The sequence below is a fragment of the Flavobacterium sp. CF108 genome, assembly GCF_900129795.1.
Classification (GTDB): Bacteria; Bacteroidota; Bacteroidia; order Flavobacteriales; family Flavobacteriaceae; genus Flavobacterium.
This window is the reverse complement of sequence record NZ_FQWW01000001.1, coordinates 993686-1018647: the sequence shown is the minus strand read 5'-3', so window position 1 is coordinate 1018647 and position 24962 is coordinate 993686. Positions and strand designations below refer to the sequence as shown.

Below are 24962 nucleotides of genomic sequence, written 5' to 3'. Positions count from 1 at the left end.
ATAAACTAATGCTATTTTAAGATTTATATATTTGTTATGATTTGATTATCAAAAAGTTATGTTTGGTGTAAAATCATTTTTGAAAGAAATCGAAAAAAATACGTCGTGAAATATCAATTTTGCCCAATAATTTGTTGTATTTTGAACATTTATTTTCTTGTGTTCAGAAAATCAATAAGTTGCTCAGTTGCCTTTGCGCGATGGCTGATTTTATTTTTAATTTCCGCAGATAATTCGGCAAAAGTCCCCTTATAATCTTCCGGCTGAAAAATTGGATCGTACCCAAAACCATGATTTCCGGCTTTAGTCAAAGTAATATTTCCTTTTGCCAAACCCGTAAAAAGATGCTGTTTTCCTTCTAAATTTAAAGCAATAACGGTTTTAAACTGTGCACTTCGGTTTTCTTCATTTTTTAAAGCCTCCAAAAGCTTGTTCATATTATCGTCGGCATTTTTTTGTTCACCCGCATATCGGGCAGAATAAACGCCGGGTTCTCCGTTTAAAGCTTTCACTTCTAAACCTGTATCATCAGCAAAACAATCATAACCATATTTTTCGGTAACATAATTGGCTTTTAAAATCGCATTGCCTTCAATAGTATCAGCAGTTTCAGGAATTTCTTCATGACAGCCAATATCTTCTAAACTTAATAATTGGATAGATCCGTTTAGAATGCTTTGAATTTCTTTGATTTTATTTAAATTATTGGAAGCGAAAACCAGTTTCATATTTGTATATTTAAAGGTAAGACTATTTTAAACACAAATTTAGAATTCTTATATTTGATAGTTACCTAAAAATAAAAATAAATGCAATTATCTGTACTGTATAAAAAAATAATGCCATTTGTAAAACCGTACAGAAAAATGGTAATTGCCACTTTACTGCTTACCTTTTTAGGCTCATTTGCAGCGCAGGTAAATGCTTTAATATTAAAATATACCGTCGATGCCATCAATAATTTAATGGTGGCACATGAACCTTTATCAAAAGGATTTCATTTGTTAGAGATAATAAGTATAGTATTGCTTACTAAAGAGTTGGTAAACTCAATTGTACAATTTGGGCAAAAATTTTATGGTGAAAAACTTCGAATTTTTATAACCCGAGATATCTCACAGACAATCGTAGAAAAAATTCTAAGTTATAGAATGGAGTTTTATACTTCTGATGAAAATGAAAGTGGAAAACTCCAAACCAGAATCGATCTCGGAATTAGCAGTTTAACACGATTAGTTCAAAACTTTTTTATTGATATTCTGCCACTGTTTGCCAACGCTTTTGTGGCTTTGGTTATTATGTTTTATGCCAATGTATATGTGGGATTGGTAAGTTTATGTATCATTCCAATTTACTTTTACATCAGCCAGTTGCAAGCCACAAAACTAAGCGGTTTCAGACGAAGAATGCGTAATTATCGTGAAACCAAAAACAACGGAATCATTAGTTTAATTGAATCAATAACAGTTATTAAATCTTTTGTCCGAGAATCGACTGAAGCTGATCGTCATGAAAAAATTCAATACGAAATGACCGAAAATCAACTGGCAACGAGAAAAACCAGTTTTATTTTTGAAAGCATTAAAAGCTTCGTTGAACAAATAGGAGTCGTGATTATCATCATTTTGACCGCTTATTTTGTTTTAAATAATCAAATGACAATTGGTGCGATCATGTTTCATATTATGTTGTTTAATAATGTTTCGTCGCCAATTAGACAATTGCACCGAATTTATGATGAAGTAAACGATGCCTTAATTTATTCTGAAGGATTTTTTGATATTTTAGAATCTGAACAGGAAATAGAAACCAGCGGAACTTATATTCCGGGGAAAATCACGGGATTAATTGAAGTAAAAAACGTTGATTTTGTTTACCCAAACGGAACTCAGGCGCTTTATGATATTAATTTTACGGTTAAACCGAATGAAACGACCGCTTTGGTTGGATTAAGCGGAGCCGGAAAAAGCACGATTATTAATTTACTGGATAAATTTTATCTGCCTTCATCAGGACAAATCTTTTTAGATGGGATTGATTTAGTGGATTATAATACCGATTTTCTGCGTAAAAATATTGGTTTAGTACTTCAGAAAAACCACATTTTTAAAGGCACAATTGGAGAAAATATTTTATACGGAAATCCCGAAGCTTCAGCATCTGAAATTATTGAAGCGGCAAAACAAGCTTACATTCATGAACAAATTATTCAATTGCCAAAAGGCTACGATTCAGATGCGCATTTACTTTCCGGCGGTCAGCAGCAGCGAATTGCCATTGCGAGACTTTTTCTGAAAAATCCGCCTATAATTTTTCTGGATGAACCAACGGCAAGTTTAGATGCAATTGCTACAGAACAAATTAAAAAATCTTTAGACGCCATTAAAAAAGACAGAACTGTGATTATCATTTCACACAGTATTTCCCAAATTATTGATGCCTCAAATATTATTGTTTTAGAAAAAGGAAGATGTGTCGAAAAAGGAACACACGACGAATTGTACGATAATAAAGGAGCGTATTATCAAATATTTATGGCAATGGCAAACAGTTTAAATATTGAAAAAATCACGCAGACTTTTGATTGAGATTTTCATCTTTGTCAAAGTTTAAAATTTTGACAAAGATTTCGGAATGCAATTGGTATCTATAATAAAAGCAACACAAACTCCAAAAGTATAAGCTAAAATATCCGACCAAAGAAAACCTTGCCCCAATACATATCTTCCAAAAAGTGTTTTTCTAAGTTCAATAATCCATTCTGCCTGATAAAGTTGTAAAAACTCAATACAGTAACATATTAACAAAGAAAATAAAGCGACTATAAAAGCTTTTTTAGTTGGAAGAAATATTCTAACCAAAAAATAAATCATAACTGCATAAAGAGCATCGCCAATCCATAAAGGAATAAAGGAGATTTTCCTTGAAAGGATTCCGAGAAGAATGGTGCAGAGAAATAAAATGAAATATTGTATTCTGGATTTTTTCAAGGTTTTGGTAGGTTTTTGGTTAGGAGCAAATATATATTAAATCCTTTTATTTATAGATAAAGTTTGTCATTGCGAGGAACGAAGCAACCGCACTAACAAGGGATGCAAAACTAGACGTAATGGCACGCAGATGACGCAGATTTAAACGGATTTATTTTTGTTTTTTTTTGATTGACTAACGATGCATAAATGTATAGTAACCATAAAGTTTGTCATTCCGAACGAGGAATCGCACTAGAGAATCGACAAAGATTGGCGACTTGCTGTTGTGGAGTTTCTTGTGCGATTCCTTGTTCCTCGGAATGACAAGATTATAAATAAATCTGTTTAAATCTGCGTCATCTGTGTGCCATTACACAAAGCTTCGCAACTCTTGTTAGTGCGGTTGCTTCGTTCCTCGCAATGACAAACATGCAACAAAAAATATCTGTTTAATCTGCGTCATCTGCGTGCCATCACGTCCAGCTTAGTGCGATTGCTTTGTTCCTCGCAATGACAAAAAAAGTACATTTTTAGGCATCGAAAAATACAAAGACTAAAATAAGTTTACTTTATTTCATAAATTTATCGGTTCTAAAAACTATCTATTTAAAAGTAACCACATGAATGCAAAATTTTTCGCTCTGATTACAGCTTTATTATTTGTTGGAAATCAGGGTTATTCTCAAAAAGACAATTCGTTTAACGTAAAAAAACAATTGGAGTATTGCGCAGAGCAGGCTTCAAAAACATTAAAAGTGATTCCGGATGACGGCACTTCACCAAGAACAGTTCCGAATGGAAGCAAAGACTGGAAATTTGTAAATTACAAAGACTGGACAAGCGGATTCTGGCCTGGAGAATTGTGGTTTTTATACGAAGCGACAAAAGATAAAAAATGGGAAAAAGAAGCCGATAAATTTAGTCGTTTTTTAACGCCTTTGTCGGTTAGTAAAGCTGCTGACCATGATTTAGGTTTTCAGATTTTTAATAGTTTCGGAAACGGATATAGATTGACTAAAAATAAGGAATACAAAGAAATCATTCTAAAAACAGCCGATACTTTGGCAACACTTTTTAATCCAAAAGTGGGAACAATTCAATCTTGGCCTCACAATAAAATGGGCGGTCACAATACGATCATCGATAACATGATGAATTTAGAATTGTTGTTTTGGGCATCTAAAAACGGCGGAAATAAAAAGCTGTATGATATCGCAGTAAAACATGCCGAAACAACAATGACAAATCATTTTAGACCAGATAATACTTCTTATCATGTTATTATTTATGATTATGAAACCGGTAAGAAAATAAAAGGAAGAACTGCTCAGGGTTATAGCGACGACAGTATGTGGGCGCGCGGACAGGCGTGGGCAATTTATGGTTTTACAATGACTTACAGAGAAACAAAAGATCCTAAATTTTTAGACTTTGCTCATAAACTAGCTCGTGTTTATCTGGATAAATTGATAACAGAAGATTTAGTTCCGTATTGGGATTTTAATGCACCGGATATTCCAAATGCTCCAAGAGATGCATCGGCAGCAGCAATTGTTTCTTCGGCACTTTTAGAATTGAGTTCTTATACAAAAGATAAAACGCTGAAAAACGAATATTTGACAAAATCTAAAAAAATGATCGTTTCGCTTTCAGATAATTACCAAAGCCACGATGTGAATTCAGCATTTTTATTGCATTCAACAGGTCATAAACCTGCCGGAAGCGAAATAGACTGTTCTATAAATTACGCAGATTATTACTATCTTGAAGCACTTTTAAGACTTCAAAAATTGAAATAAAACTTTAAATTATGATTAGGAAAGTAAGCCAGATTTTGTGTGTAGTTATGATGGTTTTGACGCTTGTAAGCTGTAAAAATGCAAAGCAAAAACTTCAGGAATATGTAACGACTTATAACAGTACAGCCGCAAATTTTAAGGCTGAAGATGTTACACTGACAACGGCAAGAGGTTATATTAATGATGATAAAATCGAATTGCGGTTTGAAACTAATTTAGAGCAAAACGCAGTGAATAAAGCAAAAGCAGAATCATCGTTTCCAAAACTTTTAAAAGAAATGATTGCCAAAGATCAAATCCCTAAAGAACTGGTTGAAGAAGGTATTCAGTTTGATGCTTATTTTTTAGCCGATGATAATACGGTTTTTGTAAAACAAATAATCAACAAAGAATCTCTGGCTGAATTGCTAAAATAATATTCAGATATAATATTTATCAAATCCTCTTTAAACAATTTTAAAGAGGATTTTTTTTAGTTATTAAGTTAATTCTTTTCATTCTTTTGTCACGATAACCTATTTGTAGCTAAATAGTTATATTTTAAAGTTTTGCGACTTCGTTTTGTTTTTGTGTTATAATTTCATTATGTTTGAGTTAAAAATAAACCAAAAACCTAAAAAATTATGAAAAAAATTACCCAAATCGCATTTGCTTTTGCTATTGCATTATTGCTGGTAAGTTGTAAAAATACCAAGCAAAAAATCCAGGAACATGTAAGTACCTACAATAATTCATCTTCCATAAAAGGTAACGGGATTACCAGTACTGATGCGAAAGCATTTTTAAATGAGAATAAAATTGAAATTAGAATTGAAACAAATTTAGAAGGAGATGAAGCAAACAAGCAGGCTGCCGCTAATTCGTTTCCTGATTTATTAAAAGAAATGATTAAAAATGATCAAATTTCTGCAGAGTTAATTGGCGAAGGCGTAACATTTGATGTTTACTTTTTAGCTTATAATAATGTTATTTTAGCTAAAAGAACAGTTGATAAAGAAGAATTAGCAGTTTTAGAAGGAACTGCAGAAGGAAATAAGGAAACAGCAAAACTTTAAATTAAAATTAAAGTATTGAAAATAGCCTCTTTGTAAATCAGAGAGGCTATTTTCTTTTCGTTAAGAATGATAATTCTTGTTGCATTAATTCTAACATTAAGTTATGTTTGTGTAAATGTCTACTTAATAAAACCCTAAAACTATGATCAAAAAAATTACCCAAATCTCATGCACGATTGCTATTGCTTTATTTTTAGTAAGCTGTAAAAATACCAAGCAAAAAATTCAGGAATACGTTAATACGTTTAATAATTCGAGTGCACTTTTTCATAATGATATTATCAGCAGCGCAAGTGCAAAAGCTTTTTTAAATGAAAATAAAGTTGAAATAAGAATTGATACTAATTTAGAACAAGACGAATCAAGCAAATCTATTTACAACCAAATGTTCCCGGCTTTACTTGGTGAAATGTTGAAAAGCGATGCAGCTTCAATGGAACTAATTAGAGAAGGAGTAACATTCGAAATGTTTTTTTTAGCCAATAACAGCACAATACTTGCTGAACTGAAAGTGGATGAAAAGGAGTTAAATAAAATATTAAGCAAAAATAACACCCCTGCTGTAGATAGAAAAGAACTTTCAAGTTCTGGAATGAACCCAGAGATGCAGCAAATGCTGGCCATCATGAACCAAAATATGCCAATTGTAAATGAAGATGGAACAAAAATCATAAAAATTGAAATTAGCGATAAAAATGAATTGGTTTATAAAATTGAAGTGCCAAAAAAATATTCTGAATTACTTAAAGGAGAAGGAGCTAAGGTTTTAATGAAAGAAAGTATTTTAAGAAGCAGTGATTTAAAAACTATTTTAGGATCTATACAGCGTTATAACATTACAACAATAAAATATCTATATCAGGATGCTAAAGGGAACATGGTAAATGATATTATTTTGACTGAAAAAGACCTGAAATAATCATGGATGAAAGATCAACCTGGAGAACCGTATTAAGTGTTTTATCGGTTATAATTTTAGGCGGAAGGCTCTTGTATACTTGCTCCAATATGAATAAACCCCGTTATGAAAATGATCCTGTAATGGAAAGTTTCCGAAATTCTCAGGAAGCGATGAAAGAGAATTTTAGGCAGCACCAAGAAATGCAAAGGAAATTATCTAATAATATATTGTATTCTAATTATGAAAGTTTAGACAGTTTATCGGCTTTACAAAAAGATAATTATGGTATTCAAAAAATAGAAAAAGATTCCTTAATATACATTGCATTAGACACTCAGATAAAAATACCAAAGGATTTTTATTTTCAAAACAGACACGATGATTCCTTGCGAATGGCATTTAAATCGCCTGATAATGTAAATGTTTTTATTCACGATTTTGAATCAAAAGCAGAAATAGAACCAAGTTTTAAAACCTTAAAAAACAGCGTCAATCTTCAAAAGTTTAAAGTAGAAAATACTATTGGAGACGTTAAGATGATATCATACAAAATAACCAAAGAAAATAAAAGATACAATGGTTATGCTTTATGCTTTAAAAATGATGGATTTCTTAATTTCTATGAATTCGAAAGTAATATACTTTCTGTCGATAAATTAAAAATACGCGCTATTGAATTCTTATCTCAAAATATGAAAGAGAAGAAATAAACTTCTTAAAATCAAAAAAGCCTCTTTGAGTTTTCAAAGAGGCTTTTTGTTTTAATTACGTTTCGTAACGTTTGTCAAATTATCAGGGAAATACAATTCTGATAAATTGGTAAATTCATCACCACGCATAAAGATATTAATATCTACATCTGCAAAAGATGTTTTTCCGGCTGCAGCCAAAAGTTCGTTTGCAGAATGAAGCGTATTTTTATGAAAGTGATAAACACGATCTGATTTATCGGTTACAACCAAACCTTTCATCAGCATTTTGTTTTGAGTGGCAACTCCTGTTGGACATTCATTATTATGACAGCGTAAAGCCTGAATACATCCCAAAGAGAACATAAAACCACGCGCGCTGTTACACATATCTGCACCCAAAGCAACGGCGTGAAGGATTGAATATCCTGAAATAATTTTTCCGCTTCCTATAATGCGTATTTTGTCGCGAATATTTAAACCAATTAAGGTTTTGTTTACGAAAATCAAAGCCGGTTCAAAAGGCATTCCAACGCCATCTGCAAATTCTAACGGAGCAGCTCCCGTTCCGCCTTCGGCACCATCAACGGTAATGAAATCAGGGTAAATATCTTCGGCGATCATTTCGTGGCATATTGCTTCAAATTCAGCCGTGTTTCCTATACATAATTTAAATCCAATTGGTTTTCCATTTGATAAATCACGTAATTGTTTCACAAAATGCAAAAGTCCTTTAGAATCAGAAAAAGCATGATGTCCCGGAGGAGAAAGAATCATCGTATGTGGCTGAACACCTCTAATCTTAGCAATTTGTTCTGTATTTTTAGCCGCCGGAAGCACACCGCCATGTCCTGGTTTTGCACCTTGCGAAAGCTTAATTTCAATCATTTTAACGTTTGGAAGATTGGCTTTTTCTGAGAATTTTTCAGGGCTGAAATTTCCCTCAGCGTCACGGCATCCAAAATATCCGGTTCCTATCTGCCAGGTAATATCGCCGCCTCCTGCAAGATGAAATTCAGTTAAACCACCTTCTCCAGTATTTTGATAAAAGTTTCCTTTTTTAGCACCAATATTTATGGCACGAACGGCATTTTCGCTCAGCGAACCAAAACTCATTGCCGAAACATTAAACAGAGAAGCTAAATAAGGTTGTTTACAATCTTTTCCTCCCACTAAAACACGCGGTAATTCTTCATTTACTTTTGCCGGAAAAATAGAATGTTTTATACCTTCATAAGTTTCGGTATTTAAGTTTTGCTGTGTTCCAAAAGGCGTACTCGAATCAATATTTTTTGCTCTTTGATAAACAAGTGAGCGCTGATTTCGCGAAAAAGGTTTTCCATCTGTAGATCTTTCGATGAAATACTGTTGAATTTCCGGAGCAATCATTTCAAATAAATATCTGAAATAACCTAAAACAGGAAAGTTCCTTAAAATAGCATGTTTTTTTTGAGTAGCATTATAAGCTCCAATAATCAATAAAATTGGGATAATAAAAACGAGTAGATAACCTCGGTCTGTGTAGTAATAAATTGCAAGAACAATTAGAAACAATAAGAATCCGTAAATAAAGAATTTTTTTCTCATGTTTAAGTAATAATAGTAATAAGGTAATAATTTAATTAATTGAACCGTAATCTAACATAGACGTGTTTAATGCCTTTTTTATCCGATTCTCTTTCGTCGATTTCTAAAATATCCGTTAATGATTTCAGCATTGGCGTAAGCTTAGAATAACCATAATTCCTTGGGTCAAATTCTGGTTTTTTCTTTACAATCAAATTGCCCACATCGCCAAGAAATGCCCAGCCGTCATCATCTTCAATATCTTCAATTGTAGCTTCTATAAGATCAATGGTTTGTTTGTCGACTTTGTGAAGTGCTTTTTCAGTAGGTTTTTCTACAGGTTTTTTTGTATCTGCTGCGGTTGCTTTTGGCTTTTTCTTTTGAATGGCGCCGTCCAGAACCTCAATATAAATAAACCTGTCGCAGGCAACGATAAAAGAACTTGGGGTTTTCTTTTCACCAATCCCGATTACTTTCATGCCAGATTCACGAAGTCGAATCGCCAGACGGGTAAAATCGCTGTCGCTGGAAACAATACAAAAACCATCTAATTTTCCCGAATAAAGCAAATCCATTGCATCGATAATCAATGCCGAATCTGAAGAATTTTTTCCAACCGTATAACTATATTGCTGAATAGGCGTAATAGCATGCTCCAGTAAAACCGCTTTCCATCCGTTTGCATTTGGCTTAGTCCAGTCCGCATAAATTCGTTTCGTTGTTGGAGTTCCAAACTTTGCAATTTCTTCCATCATCCCTTTTACATTGCTGTAGGGCACATTATCGGCGTCAATAAGAACAGCTAATTTTAATTCTTTTGAATTGCTTATAGGCATTTTTTAGATATTAGAAATTAAGTATCAAAGTTAAAATTAAAATTCGTTTTTAGGTGAATTTGTTGGTGAATAAGTGTTTTTGACCATGTTAATTATTTTGGTTATAAATAAGGTTTCTGTTATAAAAATTAATTAAAGATAAATTTGTCTTTTATGGTAGATTTGAATATATTTGTAAGGAATTAATTAATCAGTATATGTTTTCAAAAGCGTGTGAGTACGGAATTAGGGCTTCTATTTTTATAGCAACCAAATCTTCAGAAGGAATTAGGGTTGGAATTAAAGATGTTGCCAAAGAAATTGATTCGCCCGAACCTTTTACTGCCAAGATTATGCAGATTTTAACCAAAAACGGAATCATCTATTCGGCAAAAGGAGTAGGAGGAGGTTTTGAGGTTTCGAAAGAAGCATTAAAATCGATAAAATTAATTCAGATTGTGGATGCGATTGACGGAAATACCATTTATAAAGGCTGCGGAATTGGCCTGAAAGAATGTTCTGAAATTCATCCTTGCCCCGTACATAATCAATTTAAAAAAATACGCGAACTGCTTTTGGCAATGCTTACTAATACCACTTTAGAAGAGCTTGCACTTGGGGTAAATGCTGGAGATTATTATTTGAAAATCTTCAATAAAACCGAATAAATCTTATAATTTAAATATATAGTAATGAATAAAAAAGTCACAATTTCGATGGTAATGCTAATGGGATTTTTAGCAGTAACTTCTTGCGGAAAGAAAGAAGCAGCTCCTGCTGACGAATCAACAGAAATAAATGAAACAACATCAGATGAAGGCGTAAAACCCGAAGCAGGCGTTGAAAATGTTCTGGTTATTGAAGGAAACGACCAAATGCAATTTAATAAAAGCGAACTAAAAGCGGTTGCCGGAAAACCTATCAAACTTACTTTAAAACACGTAGGAACAATTCCAAAAGAAGCGATGGGGCATAATTTGGTAATTCTACAGCAAGGAACAGATGAAGGTGCTTTTGCGGCAAAAGCGATCGAAGCAAAAGCTACAGATTATGTTCCGGCTTCTGAAAAAGCTTCAATCGTGGCTCATACAAAATTATTGGGCGGAGGTGAAGAAGATACCATCGAATTTACAATTGATAAAAAAGGAACATACAATTTTTTATGTACTTTTCCTGGTCACGTGGCTATGATGAAAGGGATATTAATTATAGAATAAATTATAAACTCTAAGCCTTATTTTGGTTTGGAGTTTTTTTAAATGCTAATAAAAGATAATTTTATCTTTTATTTAAAACAAAAAGAAATATCAATATTAATTTTTACGAAAATGGAAAATTTAAAAAACAAAACAATCGGATCATTTGTGGCTCAGGATTATAGAACTGCTGCTGTATTTTCAAAATATAAAATAGATTTTTGCTGTAAAGGAAACAGAACTGTTTCTGAAGTTTGTGAGAAGGAAGAAATTAATTCTGATGCACTGCTTCAAAGTATTTATGATGTTTTGCAATCTGAAAATAACAGCGGAATCGATTTTAATTCTTGGCCTTTAGATTTATTAGTAGATTATATAGAAAAAACACATCACCGTTATGTGGAAGAAAAAACGCAGGTTCTATTGACTTTTCTAGAAAAATTATGCAAAGTTCACGGTCCAAATCATCCCGAATTATTCAAAATTAATGAATTGTTTATTGGATGTGCGGGAGAATTGGCGCAGCATATGAAAAAGGAAGAACTGGTTTTGTTTCCTTTTGTAAAAAGAATGGTAAAAACGAAAGATGCTAACGGACTTTTATCGCAGCCTTCTTTTGGAACGGTTTCAAATCCAATTGCCATGATGATGCACGAACATGAAAATGAAGGTGACCGTTTTAGAGAAATTGCTGATTTGACGAATAATTATACGCCTCCGGCTGATGCATGCACGACTTATAAAGTAACTTATGCTATGCTAAATGAGTTTGAAGAAGATTTACATAAACATATTCATTTAGAGAATAATATTTTGTTCCCAAAAGCAGTTGCGCTGGAAGAAGAATTTGCTTAACTATAATTTTAACCACAGAAAAAACACTGATAAATTCCAGTTGTGGAGTATTATCGGTGTTTTTTATTAGATTGAACTTATTATTTTTAATGGATTGAGTTTAGTATTAAACACATAGAAACATAGATTTTGTAAACTTCAAAAAGACGCTTCACTTGCATTAACAAACATAGCTATGTGTAAAAATCTTGATTTTTTTTAAATATCTTTTTTTACATTTTTTTAAAACCTATGTTTCTATGTGTTTAAAAAAAATGCACGCTATGAATTTCCAAAAAACCTGGATAATCAGTTGCTTTATTAATTTTCTAATTGCCTGCGTATTTGGATTATTAATGCGGTTTATGTTTTTGGTTCCTTTAGATTTTATAAACTATAGCTTTATACTTCATGCGCATTCTCATGTTGCCATGCTGGGCTGGGTTTACATGATTATTTATGTCTTAATAATTTATTTTTTTATTCCGAAAGAGAAAAGCCGAAAACCTATTTATAATAGATTGTTTTGGTTAACAGAACTTTCTGTAATAGGAATGATGATTGCTTTTCCTTTTCAGGGTTATGCCTTGTTTTCTATTATATTTTCGACAATGCACATTTTATTGAGTTACGTTTTCTGCCGATTAATTTGGAAAGATCTTCCAAAAGAAAAAACATCTTCACAAAGACTTTTAAACGCTTCAATTTTATTTATGGTTTTATCTACTTTAGGAGTTTGGTGTTTAGGCCCGGCAGTAAGTACATTGGGGAAACAAAGTGCTTTTTATCAAATTGCAATTCAGTTTTTTCTGCATTTTCAGTTTAACGGCTGGTTTTTATGGGCTGTTTTGGCTTTGTTTTTAAAGCAGTTTCAGCATAAAATTGAAGAAGCCAAGTTTAGAAAATTCTATATCATTTTGGTTATTTCGACAATTTTAACGGTTTCATTTCCTATACGCTGGTTTGTTGAAAATAATATTTTAGGCTGGATAAATAGCTGTGGAGTTTTGTTGCAGTTGATAGCTTTTATTTATTTCTATAAAATGCTGCATCCCCAAATAAACGATTTTAAAGCTAATTTGAGTAAAGAGATTAAAATGGTTTATGGTTTAGCATTATGTTCTTTATTTTTAAAAACAGGAATTCAATTGCTGACCATTTTTCCAAATATCGCAGCGATTTCACATCAAGTCAGGAATTTTGTAATTGGGTTTATTCATTTAACCAGTTTAGGAATCATCACAGGTTTTTTGTTTGGAATATTACTTCAAAATAAAATGCTTTCCATTAATTCTTTAGTTTTGAAAATTGGAGTGAAATGTTTTGTATTAGGATTTGTTGGGACAGAAGTTTTATTGTTTTTGCAGGGAGGATTTTTCTTTTTTAATAAAGGAACAATCTTAGGATATTATCAAAGTATTTTTGGTTTTAGTGTATTGCTGGTTTTAGGATTAATATTGATTACGGCATCTATTATAAACAAAAAACAAGAGTCGATCCATTCCTAAAATCTTCTCTTGTTTTTTCACTAATCAACCTATTCAAAATTTTAAATCTTCTCTGCTTCTTTATTTATAGTTTCAATTGTTTTTTCATTGTTTACACCTAAACCTTCCTGCTGAAAAACTAATTCTCCTTCGGGATTAAAAACGCTTATAATATTAGAATGCGAAAAATCTACGGGAGATATTTGTTTGTAATTAACGGCTAAAACTGCTGCAAATTCGCGCGTGTTTTCTTCAGATGAACGAAGAAAAAGCCACGGTTCCTGATTCATTTTATTCGAAATGGCAAAAGCTTTTAATTTTTCAGGCGTATCTGTTTTAGGATCAATACTTACTAAAATAAGTTTTACATTGTTTTTAGTTTTTTTATTGAGTTTTGCTTCAATGTCACGCATATCTGCAACTAATCTGGGGCAAGCGGCTTTACAGCTTGTGTAAATCATTACCATAACCAGTACATTTCCTCTCAAGCTTTTTAGTTCAATGTCATTTCCGTTTTGAGTTGTCCATTTTGAAGGAAGATTATAAATAGATAAATCACTTATTTCCTTTTTTGTTACTGTAGTATCCTTTTTATTTTCTTTACAGCTTTGTAACGAAAACAGCAGAATAAAAACCGCAATTATTATTTTTTTCATTGCAATTAATTTAAAGATTAACTTTTGGTTTTGTTGAACTGGCACATCTAAAACCAAGGTTTCGGGTTGAGTATTGCGCTTTAAGACTTCCTCTAAAAGCGTAGCGCATAAATGCTGCATAATCCATTAAATCGGATGCATTTACAGAAGCGCTTCCGCAGAATAAATTCTTGTCGCTGCTTTTGTCTTTTCTAGATTCTCCAGATAAAAAAATGCTGTTGAAATCAGCTGTCCATTCCCAAACCAAGCCATGCATATCGTAAACTCCCCAATAATTTTTAAACGTTTTTCCCACTTCATTTTCATACGTTTTCGACTTTTCATACCACGATAAAATGTAATTATTAAATTCCTTTTTAGTTCTGGCATCAATTGTTTTTGCATCAGCCATTGCAGCATATTCCCATTCATCCATTGTGGGTAAACGTTTTCCCTGACATTCGCAGTATTTTTTTGCAGCAAACCAAGAAACAGCCGTTATGGGTGAATTAGGTTTTGAACTGCCAAAATCAAAATCATTTTCCCAGTAAGACAAATAAGTTTTGTCGGCAAAAACTCCTTTAATTTTCGATTTACTATACGCTGGATTTTTTTTGATGAAACTCAAAAACTCGGCATTGGTAACAGGATAAATATCTAAATAAAAAGAATTTACAGACACAGGTTTTTTAGATGAGGCTCCGTAAAGAGGAACAAAACGTCCCTCTTTTATCAGAGCCATTCCAATTTCCTGAGCTATTGTTATGCCTGTAAGCATCAGGAAAAAGGCAAGAATGAAAATTAATTTTTTCATGCTTTATTTTTGATTGTTAGCGCAGTGCTTTTACCATTTCTGGAGTTACTTCTGTTTTGTTATTGCCCCAACTGTTATAGATGTAAGTAAGCACATTTGCTATTTCATCATCAGATAAATTTTGAGCCGGCATCACGTTGTTATATTTTTTCCCGTTCACACTTACTTCTCCAGTTAAACCATGTAAAATTGTTTTAATCGCACGTTTAGAATCAGCATTTAAATAATCTGATTTTGCAAGAGGAGGGAATGTATTCGGAATTCCCTGCCCTTCAGATTGGTGACAGGCGAAACAAGTTGTACCAAAAATTTCTTTTCCAATTTTTATTCTTTCTTCGGCAGTTCGTTTAGGTGTTGCAGCTTTTGCAGTTGCATTTTCAGGCATTTTTTGAATAGTTCCGCCTTCAGGCAGATAAATTCCTTCCTGAATCGTTCCAGAATAGATGTTTTTGTTTTCTTTTCCTTCTACTTTCAGCATTCCTAAAGCTCCTTTATTAAAGGCTCTAAAAATAGAATGGTCAACCAGAATAAAAGTTCCCGGAGTTTCTACTTTAAAATCAACAATTGCAGCGCCGCCGGCTGGAATTAAAGTGGTCTGCACATTTTTATTAATTACAGTTCCGCCTTCTACATGCACATGGTCAAATATTTCTCCAATAACATGAAAAGACGATACTAAGTTTGGACCTCCGTTCCCCACAAATAAACGTACTGTTTCCCCAACTTTTGCCGTTAACTCGTTTCCGTTTGTCAGCGAACCTACTTTACCATTAAATACAACATAATCAGGAGTTTCTTTTACAGCTTTATTCATGTCGAATGGCTGTAAACCTTTTGCGCCATATTCGCCCTGCGTATAAAAATCACCCTGCATAACATAATATTCCTTGTCAACAGGCGGAAGTCCGCCTTCTGGTTCAACCAAAATTAAACCATACATACCATTTGCAATGTGCATCCCCACAGGCGCTGTTGCACAATGGTATACATACAATCCCGGATTGATCACCTTAAAGCTGAACACTTTTTCATGTCCCGGTGCAACAAGTGAAGAAGTTGCCCCGCCTCCAGGTCCGGTTACAGCATGTAAATCAATATTATGCGGTAATTTATTGTCGGGATGATTTTTTAAATGAAATTCTACTTCATCGCCAACACGCGTTCTGATAAAACTTCCCGGTACAGAGCCTCCAAATGTCCAATACGTATACTTTACGCCATCAGTCATGGTGCCTTCCTGCTCTTTGATTTCCATGTTCAATTTGAGTTTCATAGTGGTTCTGTTTCCAACAGGTTTTGGTACCATTGGCGGAGCAGTAAGTTCAGCATTCATTTCTCCTTCGGTCATTATATCAGTATAATTTACTGGTTCTTCTTTTTTACAGCTTCCTAAAAAAATCGTAAAAAGTAAGCATAACAACATGTTCATTTTAATCGAAATGTCATTTTTCTTTTTCATAAGGTTTTGGTTTTATTTAGTTTTAAATCAGGCGTAAAAATAAAAGACTATTTTATCTTTTATTATGATAAAAGTCATGAAATACTTACTAATAAAAACTTTATATTAATTTATTGTGTACACTTTTATTACAGTTAACTATTTTAAATTCAATTCTTTAAGTGTGTGTAAATTTTTTGTAAACTAATATTTTGATATTTTTTTAATAAAAACAAATGCCCAACTCTATTTTAGAATAATAATCATTATTTTTGCGACCTGTATAAATAAAATTATTACTTCAAAATATATTTATGGTAAAAGATTTATTCGAAAGAATTCAGGACAATAAAGGACCTTTAGGAAAATGGGCTTCTCAGGCAGAAGGTTATTACGTTTTCCCAAAGTTAGAAGGAGAGTTGGGTCCTAGAATGACGTTTCACGGAAAAAATATTTTAAACTGGAGTTTAAATGATTATTTAGGTTTAGCTAATCATCCAGAAGTTCGTAAAGCAGATACGGATGCTGCGGCTCAATATGGCGCTGCATACCCTATGGGAGCTCGTATGATGTCTGGACACACAACTTATCATGAACAGTTAGAAAATGAATTAGCAGCTTTTGTTATGAAAGAGTCAGCTTATTTATTGAATTTTGGTTATCAGGGAATGGTATCTATTATTGATGCCTTGGTTACAAAAAATGATATCATTGTTTATGATGTAGATTCACATGCTTGTATTATTGATGGTGTTCGTTTGCATATGGGTAAACGTTTTACTTACAAACACAATGATCTTGAAAGCATGGAGAAAAACCTGCAGCGTGCTACTAAAATGGCCGAAGAAACAGGCGGAGGTATTTTATTTATTACCGAAGGTGTTTTTGGAATGCGCGGACAACAGGGTAAATTAAAAGAAATTGTTGCTATGAAGCAAAAATACAATTTCCGTTTATTAGTTGATGATGCACACGGTTTTGGTACACTTGGTAAAACAGGTGCCGGAGCAGGTGAGGAGCAGGAAGTTCAGGACGATATTGATGTTTACTTCTCGACTTTTGCAAAATCAATGGCAAATATTGGAGCTTTTGTTGCTGCAGATAAAACGGTTATTGATTACTTAAAATACAATTTACGTTCGCAGATGTTTGCAAAAGCATTGCCAATGATCCAAACAATTGGTTCTTTGAAACGTTTAGAGTTATTGCGTAATTCATCTTCTATTAAAGATAAACTTTGGGAAAATGTAAATGCATTACAAAGCGGTCTTAAAGAAAAAGGATTCAATATTGGAGATACTAATACATGTATTACTCCGGTTTACTTAGAAGGAAGTATTCCTGAAGCAATGGTTATGGTAAACGATTTAAGAGAAAACTACGGTATTTTCCTTTCTATTGTTGTTTATCCGGTTATTCCAAAAGGAATTATTTTATTAAGAATGATCCCGACAGCTTCTCATACTTTATCAGATATTGAAGAAACCTTAACGGCTTTTGAAGCAATTCGTGAGAAACTAGTTAACGGAATTTATAAAGAAATTGCAGAACGCACAACAGTTGACGTTTCGTAATTAATTTAAAAATAGATTTCCTTAAGTGGAAATTATGTAAAAAAATCCATTTGTTATACGAATGGATTTTTTTTATTTCAAGTAACTTTAATTCATAAACCACAAAATAAAAAGCACAGCATTATGAAAAAAGTATTAGCAATAGCGACCCTAATTTTGACGGTTCTTATTTCCTGTAAAAAAGAAACGACTACTACAGAGCCCGTACAAATTATACCAAATCCTCCAAAAGAGGCTGAAATTGCCGAACCGGCAGGAGATCAATGTTACGCCTGGAAAGCAAATGGAAGCGTAATTGAGATCAGTTTTAATGTAAACTCTCATCAGGAAGTAAATGGAAAATTAAGCTATAATCTGGTAGGAAAAGATAAAAACGAAGGAACACTGATTGGAAATATGAAAGGTGACACCATAGTTGCCGATTATACGTTTAATTCTGAAGGAACTTCATCTGTACGAGAAGTTGTTTTTTTACAAAAAGACGGAACTCTAATTGAAGGATACGGAGATGTTGTACAAGCCAATGACAAAGTAACATTTAAGGATAAAACCAAACTAAAATTTGATCAGAAAAATACGCTGACCAAAATAGATTGCAAAGTGGATTAATGAATTGTTATTAAAGTAAAAAATCCATTCGTTTTGGGAGCGAATGGATTTTTTTATGTTCACAGAAAACTGAAAACTGCGACTGAAAACTTATAAATATTTCAAATAAGTTTTTCTCTGGCAATGAACTTTTGGATCAAAGTTTTTCCAAAGTAAATGAATTGCTGTATTTTCAGCTAATTCAGGAGTCCTGATGCAATTTTGAATTCCTTTTTCAGAAAAAGTTTTAAAATATTCATCAAAAATAATAGCTGTAACACCTTTGTTTTGGTAATCAGGATGAACTCCGATAAGGTAAAAAACAACATCTTTACTTTTCTTTCTGGCTTTTAACAGATGGATAAAACCAAATGGGAAAAGTTTTCCTTTGGCTTTTTGTAATGCTTCTGAAAAACTTGGCATTACAATACTAAAAGCAACTAAATTATCCTCTTTATCCACCACAAACTTTATATATTCTGGATTGATAAAGCTGATGTATTTCTTTTTAAAATATTCTTTTTGGACATCTGAAATAGCTACAAAAGAAGCCAGTTTAGCATACGATTCGTTAAACAAATCAAACATCTTGTCCACATGCGGCATTATGTCTTTTGTTTTGGTGAAAGTTAATGCTCTGAGTCCGTAACGTTTTTTGATTAATTCCTGAGCTTTCAGGAAAAATTCTGGTTTTACATTCGAAAACGGGAAAATACTTTCGATGTATTCTTTCTCAATTTGAAATCCTAATTGTTCAAAATGAGTAACATAATAAGGATTATTGTACCAGGTAATCATAGTCCCCATTTGGTCGTAACCTTCTGTCAGAACTCCAACTTTATCTAAGTTAGAAAAACCCATTGGACCTTCGGTATGTTCCAGATTATGTTTTCTGCCTAATTCGTAAACTTTTTCAAGAAGCGCTTTAGTTACCTCGATATCATCAATAACATCAAACCATCCAAAACGAACCTTTCTTTTATGCTGATTATTTACTTCTGCCCAGTTTATAATAGCCGTAATTCGCCCAACAATTTCATTGTCTTTGTAAGCCAGATAAAAATAAGCTTCTGCATTATCAAAAGCAGGGTTTTTAGTTTTATCAAAAGACTCTAATTCATCAGCAATAATAGGAGGAACCCAATACGGATTGTCTTTATAAAGTGAAAATGGGAATTTTATATAATCTGTTAGTTCTTTTTTAGTTTTGGCTTCTTTGATTGTAATCATTAAGGTGGTATTAGCTCCTTGTTTAAAGGTTTGATTATTAAATTTATTCGTATTTAGCTTTACGTTTTCTTTCTTTTTCCTGATAATCTACTTTTTCATCTTTATTATCAGAGTTTTTCTTTGCTTTTTCTTTGTTCTTATTAGCAATTTGTTTTTCCTTGTACCATCCGTCATATCGCCATGAAAAACCAACTCCTCCATATAAAATAGAAGGCGTGTTTTTGAAATTAGTACTTATAGAGGCATCAACCTGCATATTTGGAGACAAAAGGTACGCCGCACCGCCACGCACAATGGCATCGCTGTAAAAATCGCTTTTGTATCCTTGATTCTCAACAAATCCAGACCATTTGTCATTAAATCCGTGAGTTAAAGTTAAAATATAACCATAACTCGGATAATCTGTTCCAATATAATCTGCAATAATATTGGTTACAAAAACCCATCTTCCGCCGCCAAATAAGTTTTGAGTTACCAAAGCAACTTTTGGTGAAATATCTCCATTTGGAGAGAAATAATATGGATTATCGGCACCAACAAAATTCGCTCCGGCAAAAATAGAAACAGCCGGAATTAATTCACGCCATTGAAAACTATGATTCGCTTTGTAACTATAAATATTAGCTTCTTTTTTGTAGTTTTTATAAGGATCATAAATCAGGTATTTAGCTCCTAAAACGGTCTGTCTGAAGTTGTTCTTTTTATAACTTGTATATGGAGTATCAAAGTTTTCCATTTGATACTGAACATCTAAAATAAATTCCAGCTGTTCAAAAAAAGCACCATATCTAACGGTTAAATCTGTACCAAAACCGGTAGCGTCATAATCTAATAAGTCGTGTTTTTCTTTAATTCCATAAACGCCAATTTCGCCCTGAATAACTGATTTTCCAACCGCATAAGCCGACATCGTTTCGCCCGGACGGTTCGAATTAATCACATCTGTATATTGTGCGAAGAAAAATTGTGGTACTAAAAAAAGAAACGCAAAGAGTAAGTTTTTAATTTTCAACATAAATGTATTTTTTGATTAAAAGCTATAACGCATTTCAAATGTACTATATTTTATTATTTATTTAAGATTGATATTTTAATTTTAAACAACGGATTTACTAATTTTGGAAAAAAATTATATGATCATGCAAGAAGCATCTTTTACAAATTTGTTTAAAACGATAATGTGGATTATTGCGTTTTATTATATTTTTAAATTTTTAGCCCGAATCTTTTTGCCGGTATTGGTTAAAAAAGCGGTAGAGAAAGCAGGAGAAAATTTTCAAAGACAACAACAATACAGTCAGGATAATTCTTGGCAGCAAACCCGTAATAACAATAATGACGAAATAATCATTAATACTGCTAATGCCAAAAAGCCTCGCGAAACCAAAAAGGTAGGCGATTATGTTGATTACGAAGAAATAGATTAAGTTTGTATCCTTATAGTATTAGGATTCATCATTTAACCAAACCAGCCAAAATTGAAAATAGTAAATAAATTCTATCCGCACGCCCTTGTAATCCTGGGCTTTATTCTCGTTTCTTTAATTTACTTTTACCCTGTTTTGCAGGGAAAACAAATTTTCCAGTCAGATATTGCTCAATACACCGGAATGGCGAAAGAGCAAAATGACTTTAGAGCAGCAGAACATACAGAGCCATATTGGACAAACTCTGCTTTTGGCGGAATGCCGACTTATCAGTTAGGAGCAAATTATCCAAACGATTTTGTTGGTAAAATAGATGATGTTTTACGTTTTTTACCACGTCCGGCTGATTATTTATTTCTATACTTCTTAGGATTTTATGGTTTGTTATTAGTTTTAAAAACAGATCCTTTAAAAGCTTTTATCGGTGCGATTGCGTTTGGTTTTTCTACTTATTTAATTATTATTCTTGGTGTTGGTCATAATGCAAAAGCGCATGCAATTGCTTATATGCCATTGGTTATTGCCGGATTTATACTCGTTTTTCAGAAAAAATATATTTGGGGAGGTTTGCTCACCATGTTTGCGGTTGCGTTAGAGGTTAATGCGAACCACTTTCAAATGACCTATTATTTATTGATTTTCTTATTGATACTTTCAGGTTATTTTGCCTTTACTTTTATAAAAGATAAAGAATACAAACCACTTTTAATTGCCATTGGAACTTTGGCTGTAGCCGGAATTTTTGCGATTGGTGCTAATGCAGGAAATTTATTAGCGACAAGTGAGTATGCTAAGTTTAGTACACGAAGCAACAGCGAATTAACTTTTAATCCTGACGGAACTAAAAAGGAAAACGAAAACGCTTTGAGCCGTGAATATATTACGGAATATAGTTACGGAATTGCTGAAAGCTTCAATCTAATTGCTCCGAGACTTTTTGGAGGTTCCAATCATGAAAATGTTGGTCCAGACAGTAATATGTATACATTTATGACTGACCACAATGTGCCAGTATCTGATGCTGAAAATTTTGTATCAGCAATGCCAACTTATTGGGGAGATCAGCCAATTGTTGCTGCTCCGGCGTATATTGGAATTGTAGTATTCTTTTTAGCTGTCTTAGCTTTATTTATTGATGACCGTAAAATAAAATATGTTTTTCTTTCAGGAGCATTATTTTCATTAATACTTTCCTGGGGAAAAAATTTCTCACTGTTAACAGACTTCTTTATTGATTATGTACCAATGTATGATAAGTTTAGAGCTGTATCATCTATTCAGGTAATCTTAGAGCTGTGTATGCCAGTTTTAGCAGTAATGGGAATTCAGTCGTTTTTTAAAGCAAAAGACGAACCTAAATTACAGCAAAAAGCACTTATACAAACTGGAATTTTTGGATTGGGAGTTATTTTTATTTTAGTAATTGCTAAAGGTTTCTTTCATTTTTCAGCAGCTGGTGATGGTTATTGGCTTAAAAGATTCGGACAAGAATTTGTTGATGTTTTAATAGAAGATAGAAAAAGTCTTTATTCTGCAGATTTGCTGCGTTCAGGATTCTTTGTCGTAATAACATTTGGAGTTTTATGGTTGTTTATAAAAAATAAATTTTCACAAACTACAACTCTGGTAATCGTTGCACTTTTAATGATTTTTGATTTGTTTTTTGTTGACAAAAAATACGTCTCAGCAAAGGATTTTGTCAGCCCGGTTCAGATTGCAGCTCCTTTTCAGGAAACAGCCGCAGATGCTAAAATTTTAGAAGATACAACTCATTACAGAGTTTTTGATATAGATGGAAACATGTCAAGTGCGACAGCTTCTTATTTTCACCATTCTATTGGAGGATATCACGCTGCAAAACCAAGAAGAATGCAGCAATTGTTTGATTACCAAATTGGTAATAAATCAAAAAACATGAATCTTGAAGTGCTTAATATGTTGAATGTTAAGTATGTAATTCAGGTTGATGATAGCACAGGTACACCTATACCGGCAATTAATCCTGATGCAAATGGAAATGCTTGGTTTGTAGAGACTGTTAAGCTTGTAAATAAACCAGATGATGTAATGAAAGCATTAGATCATATCGATACTAAAAAAGTTGCTGTTTTTAACGTTCATGAGCATGAAAGTAAATTCCAAAATGCCCGAATGAAAAAACAATGGGACACAACCGGAACAATAAAAGTAGTTCAGTACAAGCCAAACTATATAAAATACCAATCAAATAATGAAAAAGATGGTTTAGCTGTTTTCTCTGAAATCTATTATAAAAATGGCTGGAATGCTTATATTGACGGAAAATTGACAGACCATTTCCCAGTTGATTATGTTTTAAGAGCAATGGAAATTCCGGGCGGAAAACATACTATAGAATTTAAGTTTGAACCGCAGGTTATTAAAACAGGAGGTACAATTAATCTAATAAGTTCAATTGGAATGTTTGTAATTTTAATAGGAGGAATCTATTTTGAAAGAAAGAAGTTAGTGAGCAGTCTCAGTAATTAGTCTCAGTTTTGCTTTGTGAATCTTTGCGATATTTTGTGTGACTTTGTGAAATGTTATTTCGCAAAGATTCACAAAGATGTCACCGAGTTTCGCAAAGTTGGTAATAAGCTCTAAATTTGCACTTTAAAATAATAAACGATTTTCCTTGGAACAAAAAAAGCTCTTAATTATAACCTATTACTTTCCTCCAGCTGGTGGACCGGGAGTACAGCGCTGGCTGAAATTTGTAAAATATCTGCCAGACTTTGGTGTTCAGCCCATTGTTTATGTTCCAGAAAATCCAACTTATCCAATTGTTGACGAAGGTTTAGTAAGTGAAATATCAGATAAAGTAATTGTTCTTAAAAATAAAATTTGGGAACCTTATCAATTAGCTTCTGTTTTTTCAAAAAACAAAACCAAGAAAATCAGTTCAGGAATTTTTCCGCATAAAAAAAAGCAGACTTTTTTAGACAAAGCTTTTCTTTGGGTGCGTGGAAATCTATTTATTCCGGATGCGAGAGTTTTTTGGGTAAAACCTTCAGTTTCTTATCTTGAAAAATACATCAAAGAAAACAATATTGATACAATCGTAACGTCGGGGCCGCCGCACAGTTTACATTTAATTGGTTTAGAATTAAAAGAAAAATTAAATGTAAAATGGTTTGCAGATTTCCGTGATCCGTGGACAACAATTGGTTATCATAAAGCGTTGCGTTTATCCAGTTATGCTGCCAAAAAACATAAAAGTTTAGAACATAAAGTTCTTAATTCTGCGGATACTATAATTGTAACGAGTAAAACTACAAAAGCCGAGTTTCAGGCAATTACTAATAAGCCAATTTCAGTAATTACAAATGGTTACGATATTGAGAACGTTGAGAAACAAACATTAGATACTAAGTTTACGCTTGCTCATATCGGTTCATTTTTATCAGATAGAAACCCAAAATTTTTATGGGAATGTCTGGTCGAATTACTTCAGGAAATTCCAGATTTTAAAACGCATTTAGAAATTAAATTAATTGGCGCCGTAAGTCAGGAAGTTTTAGATTCTATAGAAGAATTTAAACTAAACGATTATTTGAACCTTTTAGGATATGTTTCGCATAATGAAGCTATTGCCCACCAAAAAAAGTCTCAGGTTTTACTTTTAATCGAAATAAACTCTGAAGATACTAAAAGTATTATTCCAGGGAAATTGTTTGAATATATGGTCTCAAATCGTCCAATTATTGCTATTGGACCACAAGGTTCTGATTTTGCCGATATTATAAAAGAAACCAATACAGGCGTATTTTTTAATTATTCAGAAAAAGCGAAGCTAAAAAGTGTAATTTTGGACTTTTATAATCAATTTTTAGAAGGAAAATTACAAGCTAACGGTGTTGGTTTACAGCAATATTCACGAAAAAACCTGACTAAGCAATTAGTACAATTGATAAATTAAAATAA

The 24962-nt window shown here is 32.8% G+C and carries 24 protein-coding genes; 15 read left to right on the top strand and 9 right to left on the bottom strand.

Annotated features, from left to right (window positions below; genetic code table 11):
* Positions 1-149: 149 nt before the first annotated feature.
* Positions 150-728, bottom strand: a complete 579-nt coding sequence (locus BUE10_RS04540; protein ID WP_073482682.1) for a non-canonical purine NTP diphosphatase — start codon at positions 726-728, stop codon at positions 150-152.
* An 81-nt stretch (positions 729-809) separates the two neighbouring features.
* Here BUE10_RS04540 and BUE10_RS04535 point away from each other — a divergent pair, with 81 nt between their 5' ends.
* A complete protein-coding gene (locus tag BUE10_RS04535) occupies positions 810-2588 on the top strand; it encodes an ABC transporter ATP-binding protein (protein ID WP_073482681.1) in 1779 nt (592 codons plus the stop codon).
* A gap of 21 nt (positions 2589-2609) precedes the next feature.
* Here the strand turns inward: BUE10_RS04535 and BUE10_RS04530 are convergent, their stop codons facing one another.
* Positions 2610-2990, bottom strand: coding sequence for a ribosomal maturation YjgA family protein (locus BUE10_RS04530; RefSeq protein ID WP_073482679.1), 381 nt, complete (start codon positions 2988-2990; stop codon positions 2610-2612).
* Between the two features lie 602 nt (positions 2991-3592).
* On the opposite strand from BUE10_RS04530, the gene BUE10_RS04525 reads away from it, so the two are divergent.
* From BUE10_RS04525 to BUE10_RS04505, 5 genes are all read left to right on the top strand, one after another.
* Positions 3593-4771, top strand: a complete 1179-nt coding sequence (locus BUE10_RS04525; RefSeq protein ID WP_073482677.1) for a glycoside hydrolase family 88 protein — start codon at positions 3593-3595, stop codon at positions 4769-4771.
* A gap of 11 nt (positions 4772-4782) precedes the next feature.
* Positions 4783-5187 (top strand): hypothetical protein, encoded by a 405-nt coding sequence (locus BUE10_RS04520; RefSeq protein ID WP_073482676.1) that lies wholly within the window; start codon positions 4783-4785, stop codon positions 5185-5187.
* A gap of 207 nt (positions 5188-5394) precedes the next feature.
* Positions 5395-5826 (top strand): hypothetical protein, encoded by a 432-nt coding sequence (locus BUE10_RS04515; RefSeq protein WP_073482674.1) that lies wholly within the window; start codon positions 5395-5397, stop codon positions 5824-5826.
* 142 nt (positions 5827-5968) lie between these two features.
* Positions 5969-6745 carry a hypothetical protein gene (locus BUE10_RS24090; RefSeq protein WP_073482672.1) on the top strand — a complete coding sequence of 259 codons (777 nt, stop codon included), beginning with the start codon at positions 5969-5971 and terminating at the stop codon, positions 6743-6745.
* Between the two features lie 2 nt (positions 6746-6747).
* Entirely contained in the window at positions 6748-7437 is a 690-nt protein-coding gene (locus BUE10_RS04505) for a hypothetical protein (RefSeq protein ID WP_073482671.1), read from the top strand.
* Positions 7438-7488: 51 nt separating this feature from the next.
* On the opposite strand, the gene BUE10_RS04500 is transcribed toward BUE10_RS04505, so the two are convergent.
* Complete coding sequence (locus BUE10_RS04500) at positions 7489-9003, bottom strand: FMN-binding glutamate synthase family protein (RefSeq protein ID WP_073482669.1); 1515 nt, start codon at positions 9001-9003, stop codon at positions 7489-7491.
* A gap of 35 nt (positions 9004-9038) precedes the next feature.
* Positions 9039-9818 (bottom strand): NYN domain-containing protein, encoded by a 780-nt coding sequence (locus tag BUE10_RS04495; RefSeq protein WP_073482667.1) that lies wholly within the window; start codon positions 9816-9818, stop codon positions 9039-9041.
* Positions 9819-10015: 197 nt separating this feature from the next.
* On the opposite strand from BUE10_RS04495, the gene BUE10_RS04490 reads away from it, so the two are divergent.
* The 4 genes from BUE10_RS04490 to BUE10_RS04475 all read left to right on the top strand — a co-directional run bounded on the left by BUE10_RS04490 (position 10016) and on the right by BUE10_RS04475 (position 13335).
* Positions 10016-10465, top strand: a complete 450-nt coding sequence (locus BUE10_RS04490) for an RrF2 family transcriptional regulator (RefSeq protein ID WP_073482666.1) — start codon at positions 10016-10018, stop codon at positions 10463-10465.
* A 24-nt stretch (positions 10466-10489) separates the two neighbouring features.
* The gene (gene azu, locus BUE10_RS04485) at positions 10490-11014 is read left to right on the top strand and encodes an azurin (protein WP_073482664.1); all 525 of its coding nucleotides are present in this window, start codon (positions 10490-10492) and stop codon (positions 11012-11014) included.
* 111 nt (positions 11015-11125) lie between these two features.
* Entirely contained in the window at positions 11126-11848 is a 723-nt protein-coding gene (gene ric / locus BUE10_RS04480; RefSeq protein WP_073483051.1) for an iron-sulfur cluster repair di-iron protein, read from the top strand.
* A gap of 263 nt (positions 11849-12111) precedes the next feature.
* Positions 12112-13335: a hypothetical protein gene (locus BUE10_RS04475; RefSeq protein WP_073483049.1), complete on the top strand. Its 1224-nt coding sequence runs from the start codon at positions 12112-12114 to the stop codon at positions 13333-13335.
* A 41-nt stretch (positions 13336-13376) separates the two neighbouring features.
* Here BUE10_RS04475 and BUE10_RS04470 read toward each other — a convergent pair whose 3' ends face one another.
* From BUE10_RS04470 to nirK, 3 genes are read right to left on the bottom strand one after another with little or no spacing between them, the layout of a single operon-like run.
* The gene (locus BUE10_RS04470; RefSeq protein ID WP_073483048.1) at positions 13377-13970 is read right to left on the bottom strand and encodes an SCO family protein; all 594 of its coding nucleotides are present in this window, start codon (positions 13968-13970) and stop codon (positions 13377-13379) included.
* 10 nt (positions 13971-13980) lie between these two features.
* Positions 13981-14763, bottom strand: a complete 783-nt coding sequence (locus tag BUE10_RS04465) for a formylglycine-generating enzyme family protein (RefSeq protein ID WP_073482662.1) — start codon at positions 14761-14763, stop codon at positions 13981-13983.
* A gap of 16 nt (positions 14764-14779) precedes the next feature.
* Positions 14780-16222, bottom strand: coding sequence for a copper-containing nitrite reductase (nirK, locus tag BUE10_RS04460; RefSeq protein ID WP_073482660.1), 1443 nt, complete (start codon positions 16220-16222; stop codon positions 14780-14782).
* A gap of 293 nt (positions 16223-16515) precedes the next feature.
* Between nirK and BUE10_RS04455 the strand changes: the two genes are divergently transcribed.
* Positions 16516-17775, top strand: coding sequence for an aminotransferase class I/II-fold pyridoxal phosphate-dependent enzyme (locus BUE10_RS04455; RefSeq protein WP_073482658.1), 1260 nt, complete (start codon positions 16516-16518; stop codon positions 17773-17775).
* Between the two features lie 123 nt (positions 17776-17898).
* A complete protein-coding gene (locus BUE10_RS04450) occupies positions 17899-18384 on the top strand; it encodes a hypothetical protein (RefSeq protein WP_073482656.1) in 486 nt (161 codons plus the stop codon).
* A gap of 90 nt (positions 18385-18474) precedes the next feature.
* On the opposite strand, the gene BUE10_RS04445 is transcribed toward BUE10_RS04450, so the two are convergent.
* Together BUE10_RS04445 and BUE10_RS04440 are read right to left on the bottom strand one after the other, a co-directional pair.
* Entirely contained in the window at positions 18475-19593 is a 1119-nt protein-coding gene (locus BUE10_RS04445) for a GNAT family N-acetyltransferase (RefSeq protein WP_073482654.1), read from the bottom strand.
* A 43-nt stretch (positions 19594-19636) separates the two neighbouring features.
* On the bottom strand, positions 19637-20608 hold the full coding sequence (locus BUE10_RS04440; protein WP_073482653.1) for a transporter: 972 nt from the start codon (positions 20606-20608) through the stop codon (positions 19637-19639).
* A gap of 124 nt (positions 20609-20732) precedes the next feature.
* Here BUE10_RS04440 and BUE10_RS04435 point away from each other — a divergent pair, with 124 nt between their 5' ends.
* The 3 genes from BUE10_RS04435 to BUE10_RS04425 all read left to right on the top strand — a co-directional run bounded on the left by BUE10_RS04435 (position 20733) and on the right by BUE10_RS04425 (position 24957).
* Complete coding sequence (locus tag BUE10_RS04435) at positions 20733-21020, top strand: DUF4834 family protein (protein WP_044048302.1); 288 nt, start codon at positions 20733-20735, stop codon at positions 21018-21020.
* A 51-nt stretch (positions 21021-21071) separates the two neighbouring features.
* Positions 21072-23528, top strand: coding sequence for a YfhO family protein (locus BUE10_RS04430; protein ID WP_073482651.1), 2457 nt, complete (start codon positions 21072-21074; stop codon positions 23526-23528).
* A gap of 145 nt (positions 23529-23673) precedes the next feature.
* Positions 23674-24957, top strand: a complete 1284-nt coding sequence (locus BUE10_RS04425) for a glycosyltransferase family 4 protein (RefSeq protein WP_073482649.1) — start codon at positions 23674-23676, stop codon at positions 24955-24957.
* Positions 24958-24962: the final 5 nt, after the last annotated feature.

What these genes read in the sequence shown, in the direction of transcription:
- BUE10_RS04540 (WP_073482682.1), bottom strand. Translation starts at nt 728, where the DNA reads ATGAAACTGGTTTTCGCTTCCAATAATTTAAATAAAATCAAAGAAATT.
- BUE10_RS04535 (WP_073482681.1), top strand. Translation starts at nt 810, where the DNA reads ATGCAATTATCTGTACTGTATAAAAAAATAATGCCATTTGTAAAACCG.
- BUE10_RS04525 (WP_073482677.1), top strand. Translation starts at nt 3,593, where the DNA reads ATGAATGCAAAATTTTTCGCTCTGATTACAGCTTTATTATTTGTTGGA.
- BUE10_RS04520 (WP_073482676.1), top strand. Translation starts at nt 4,783, where the DNA reads ATGATTAGGAAAGTAAGCCAGATTTTGTGTGTAGTTATGATGGTTTTG.
- BUE10_RS04515 (WP_073482674.1), top strand. Translation starts at nt 5,395, where the DNA reads ATGAAAAAAATTACCCAAATCGCATTTGCTTTTGCTATTGCATTATTG.
- BUE10_RS24090 (WP_073482672.1), top strand. Translation starts at nt 5,969, where the DNA reads ATGATCAAAAAAATTACCCAAATCTCATGCACGATTGCTATTGCTTTA.
- BUE10_RS04505 (WP_073482671.1), top strand. Translation starts at nt 6,748, where the DNA reads ATGGATGAAAGATCAACCTGGAGAACCGTATTAAGTGTTTTATCGGTT.
- BUE10_RS04500 (WP_073482669.1), bottom strand. Translation starts at nt 9,003, where the DNA reads ATGAGAAAAAAATTCTTTATTTACGGATTCTTATTGTTTCTAATTGTT.
- BUE10_RS04495 (WP_073482667.1), bottom strand. Translation starts at nt 9,818, where the DNA reads ATGCCTATAAGCAATTCAAAAGAATTAAAATTAGCTGTTCTTATTGAC.
- BUE10_RS04490 (WP_073482666.1), top strand. Translation starts at nt 10,016, where the DNA reads ATGTTTTCAAAAGCGTGTGAGTACGGAATTAGGGCTTCTATTTTTATA.
- azu (WP_073482664.1), top strand. Translation starts at nt 10,490, where the DNA reads ATGAATAAAAAAGTCACAATTTCGATGGTAATGCTAATGGGATTTTTA.
- ric (WP_073483051.1), top strand. Translation starts at nt 11,126, where the DNA reads ATGGAAAATTTAAAAAACAAAACAATCGGATCATTTGTGGCTCAGGAT.
- BUE10_RS04475 (WP_073483049.1), top strand. Translation starts at nt 12,112, where the DNA reads ATGAATTTCCAAAAAACCTGGATAATCAGTTGCTTTATTAATTTTCTA.
- BUE10_RS04470 (WP_073483048.1), bottom strand. Translation starts at nt 13,970, where the DNA reads ATGAAAAAAATAATAATTGCGGTTTTTATTCTGCTGTTTTCGTTACAA.
- BUE10_RS04465 (WP_073482662.1), bottom strand. Translation starts at nt 14,763, where the DNA reads ATGAAAAAATTAATTTTCATTCTTGCCTTTTTCCTGATGCTTACAGGC.
- nirK (WP_073482660.1), bottom strand. Translation starts at nt 16,222, where the DNA reads ATGAAAAAGAAAAATGACATTTCGATTAAAATGAACATGTTGTTATGC.
- BUE10_RS04455 (WP_073482658.1), top strand. Translation starts at nt 16,516, where the DNA reads ATGGTAAAAGATTTATTCGAAAGAATTCAGGACAATAAAGGACCTTTA.
- BUE10_RS04450 (WP_073482656.1), top strand. Translation starts at nt 17,899, where the DNA reads ATGAAAAAAGTATTAGCAATAGCGACCCTAATTTTGACGGTTCTTATT.
- BUE10_RS04445 (WP_073482654.1), bottom strand. Translation starts at nt 19,593, where the DNA reads ATGATTACAATCAAAGAAGCCAAAACTAAAAAAGAACTAACAGATTAT.
- BUE10_RS04440 (WP_073482653.1), bottom strand. Translation starts at nt 20,608, where the DNA reads ATGTTGAAAATTAAAAACTTACTCTTTGCGTTTCTTTTTTTAGTACCA.
- BUE10_RS04435 (WP_044048302.1), top strand. Translation starts at nt 20,733, where the DNA reads ATGCAAGAAGCATCTTTTACAAATTTGTTTAAAACGATAATGTGGATT.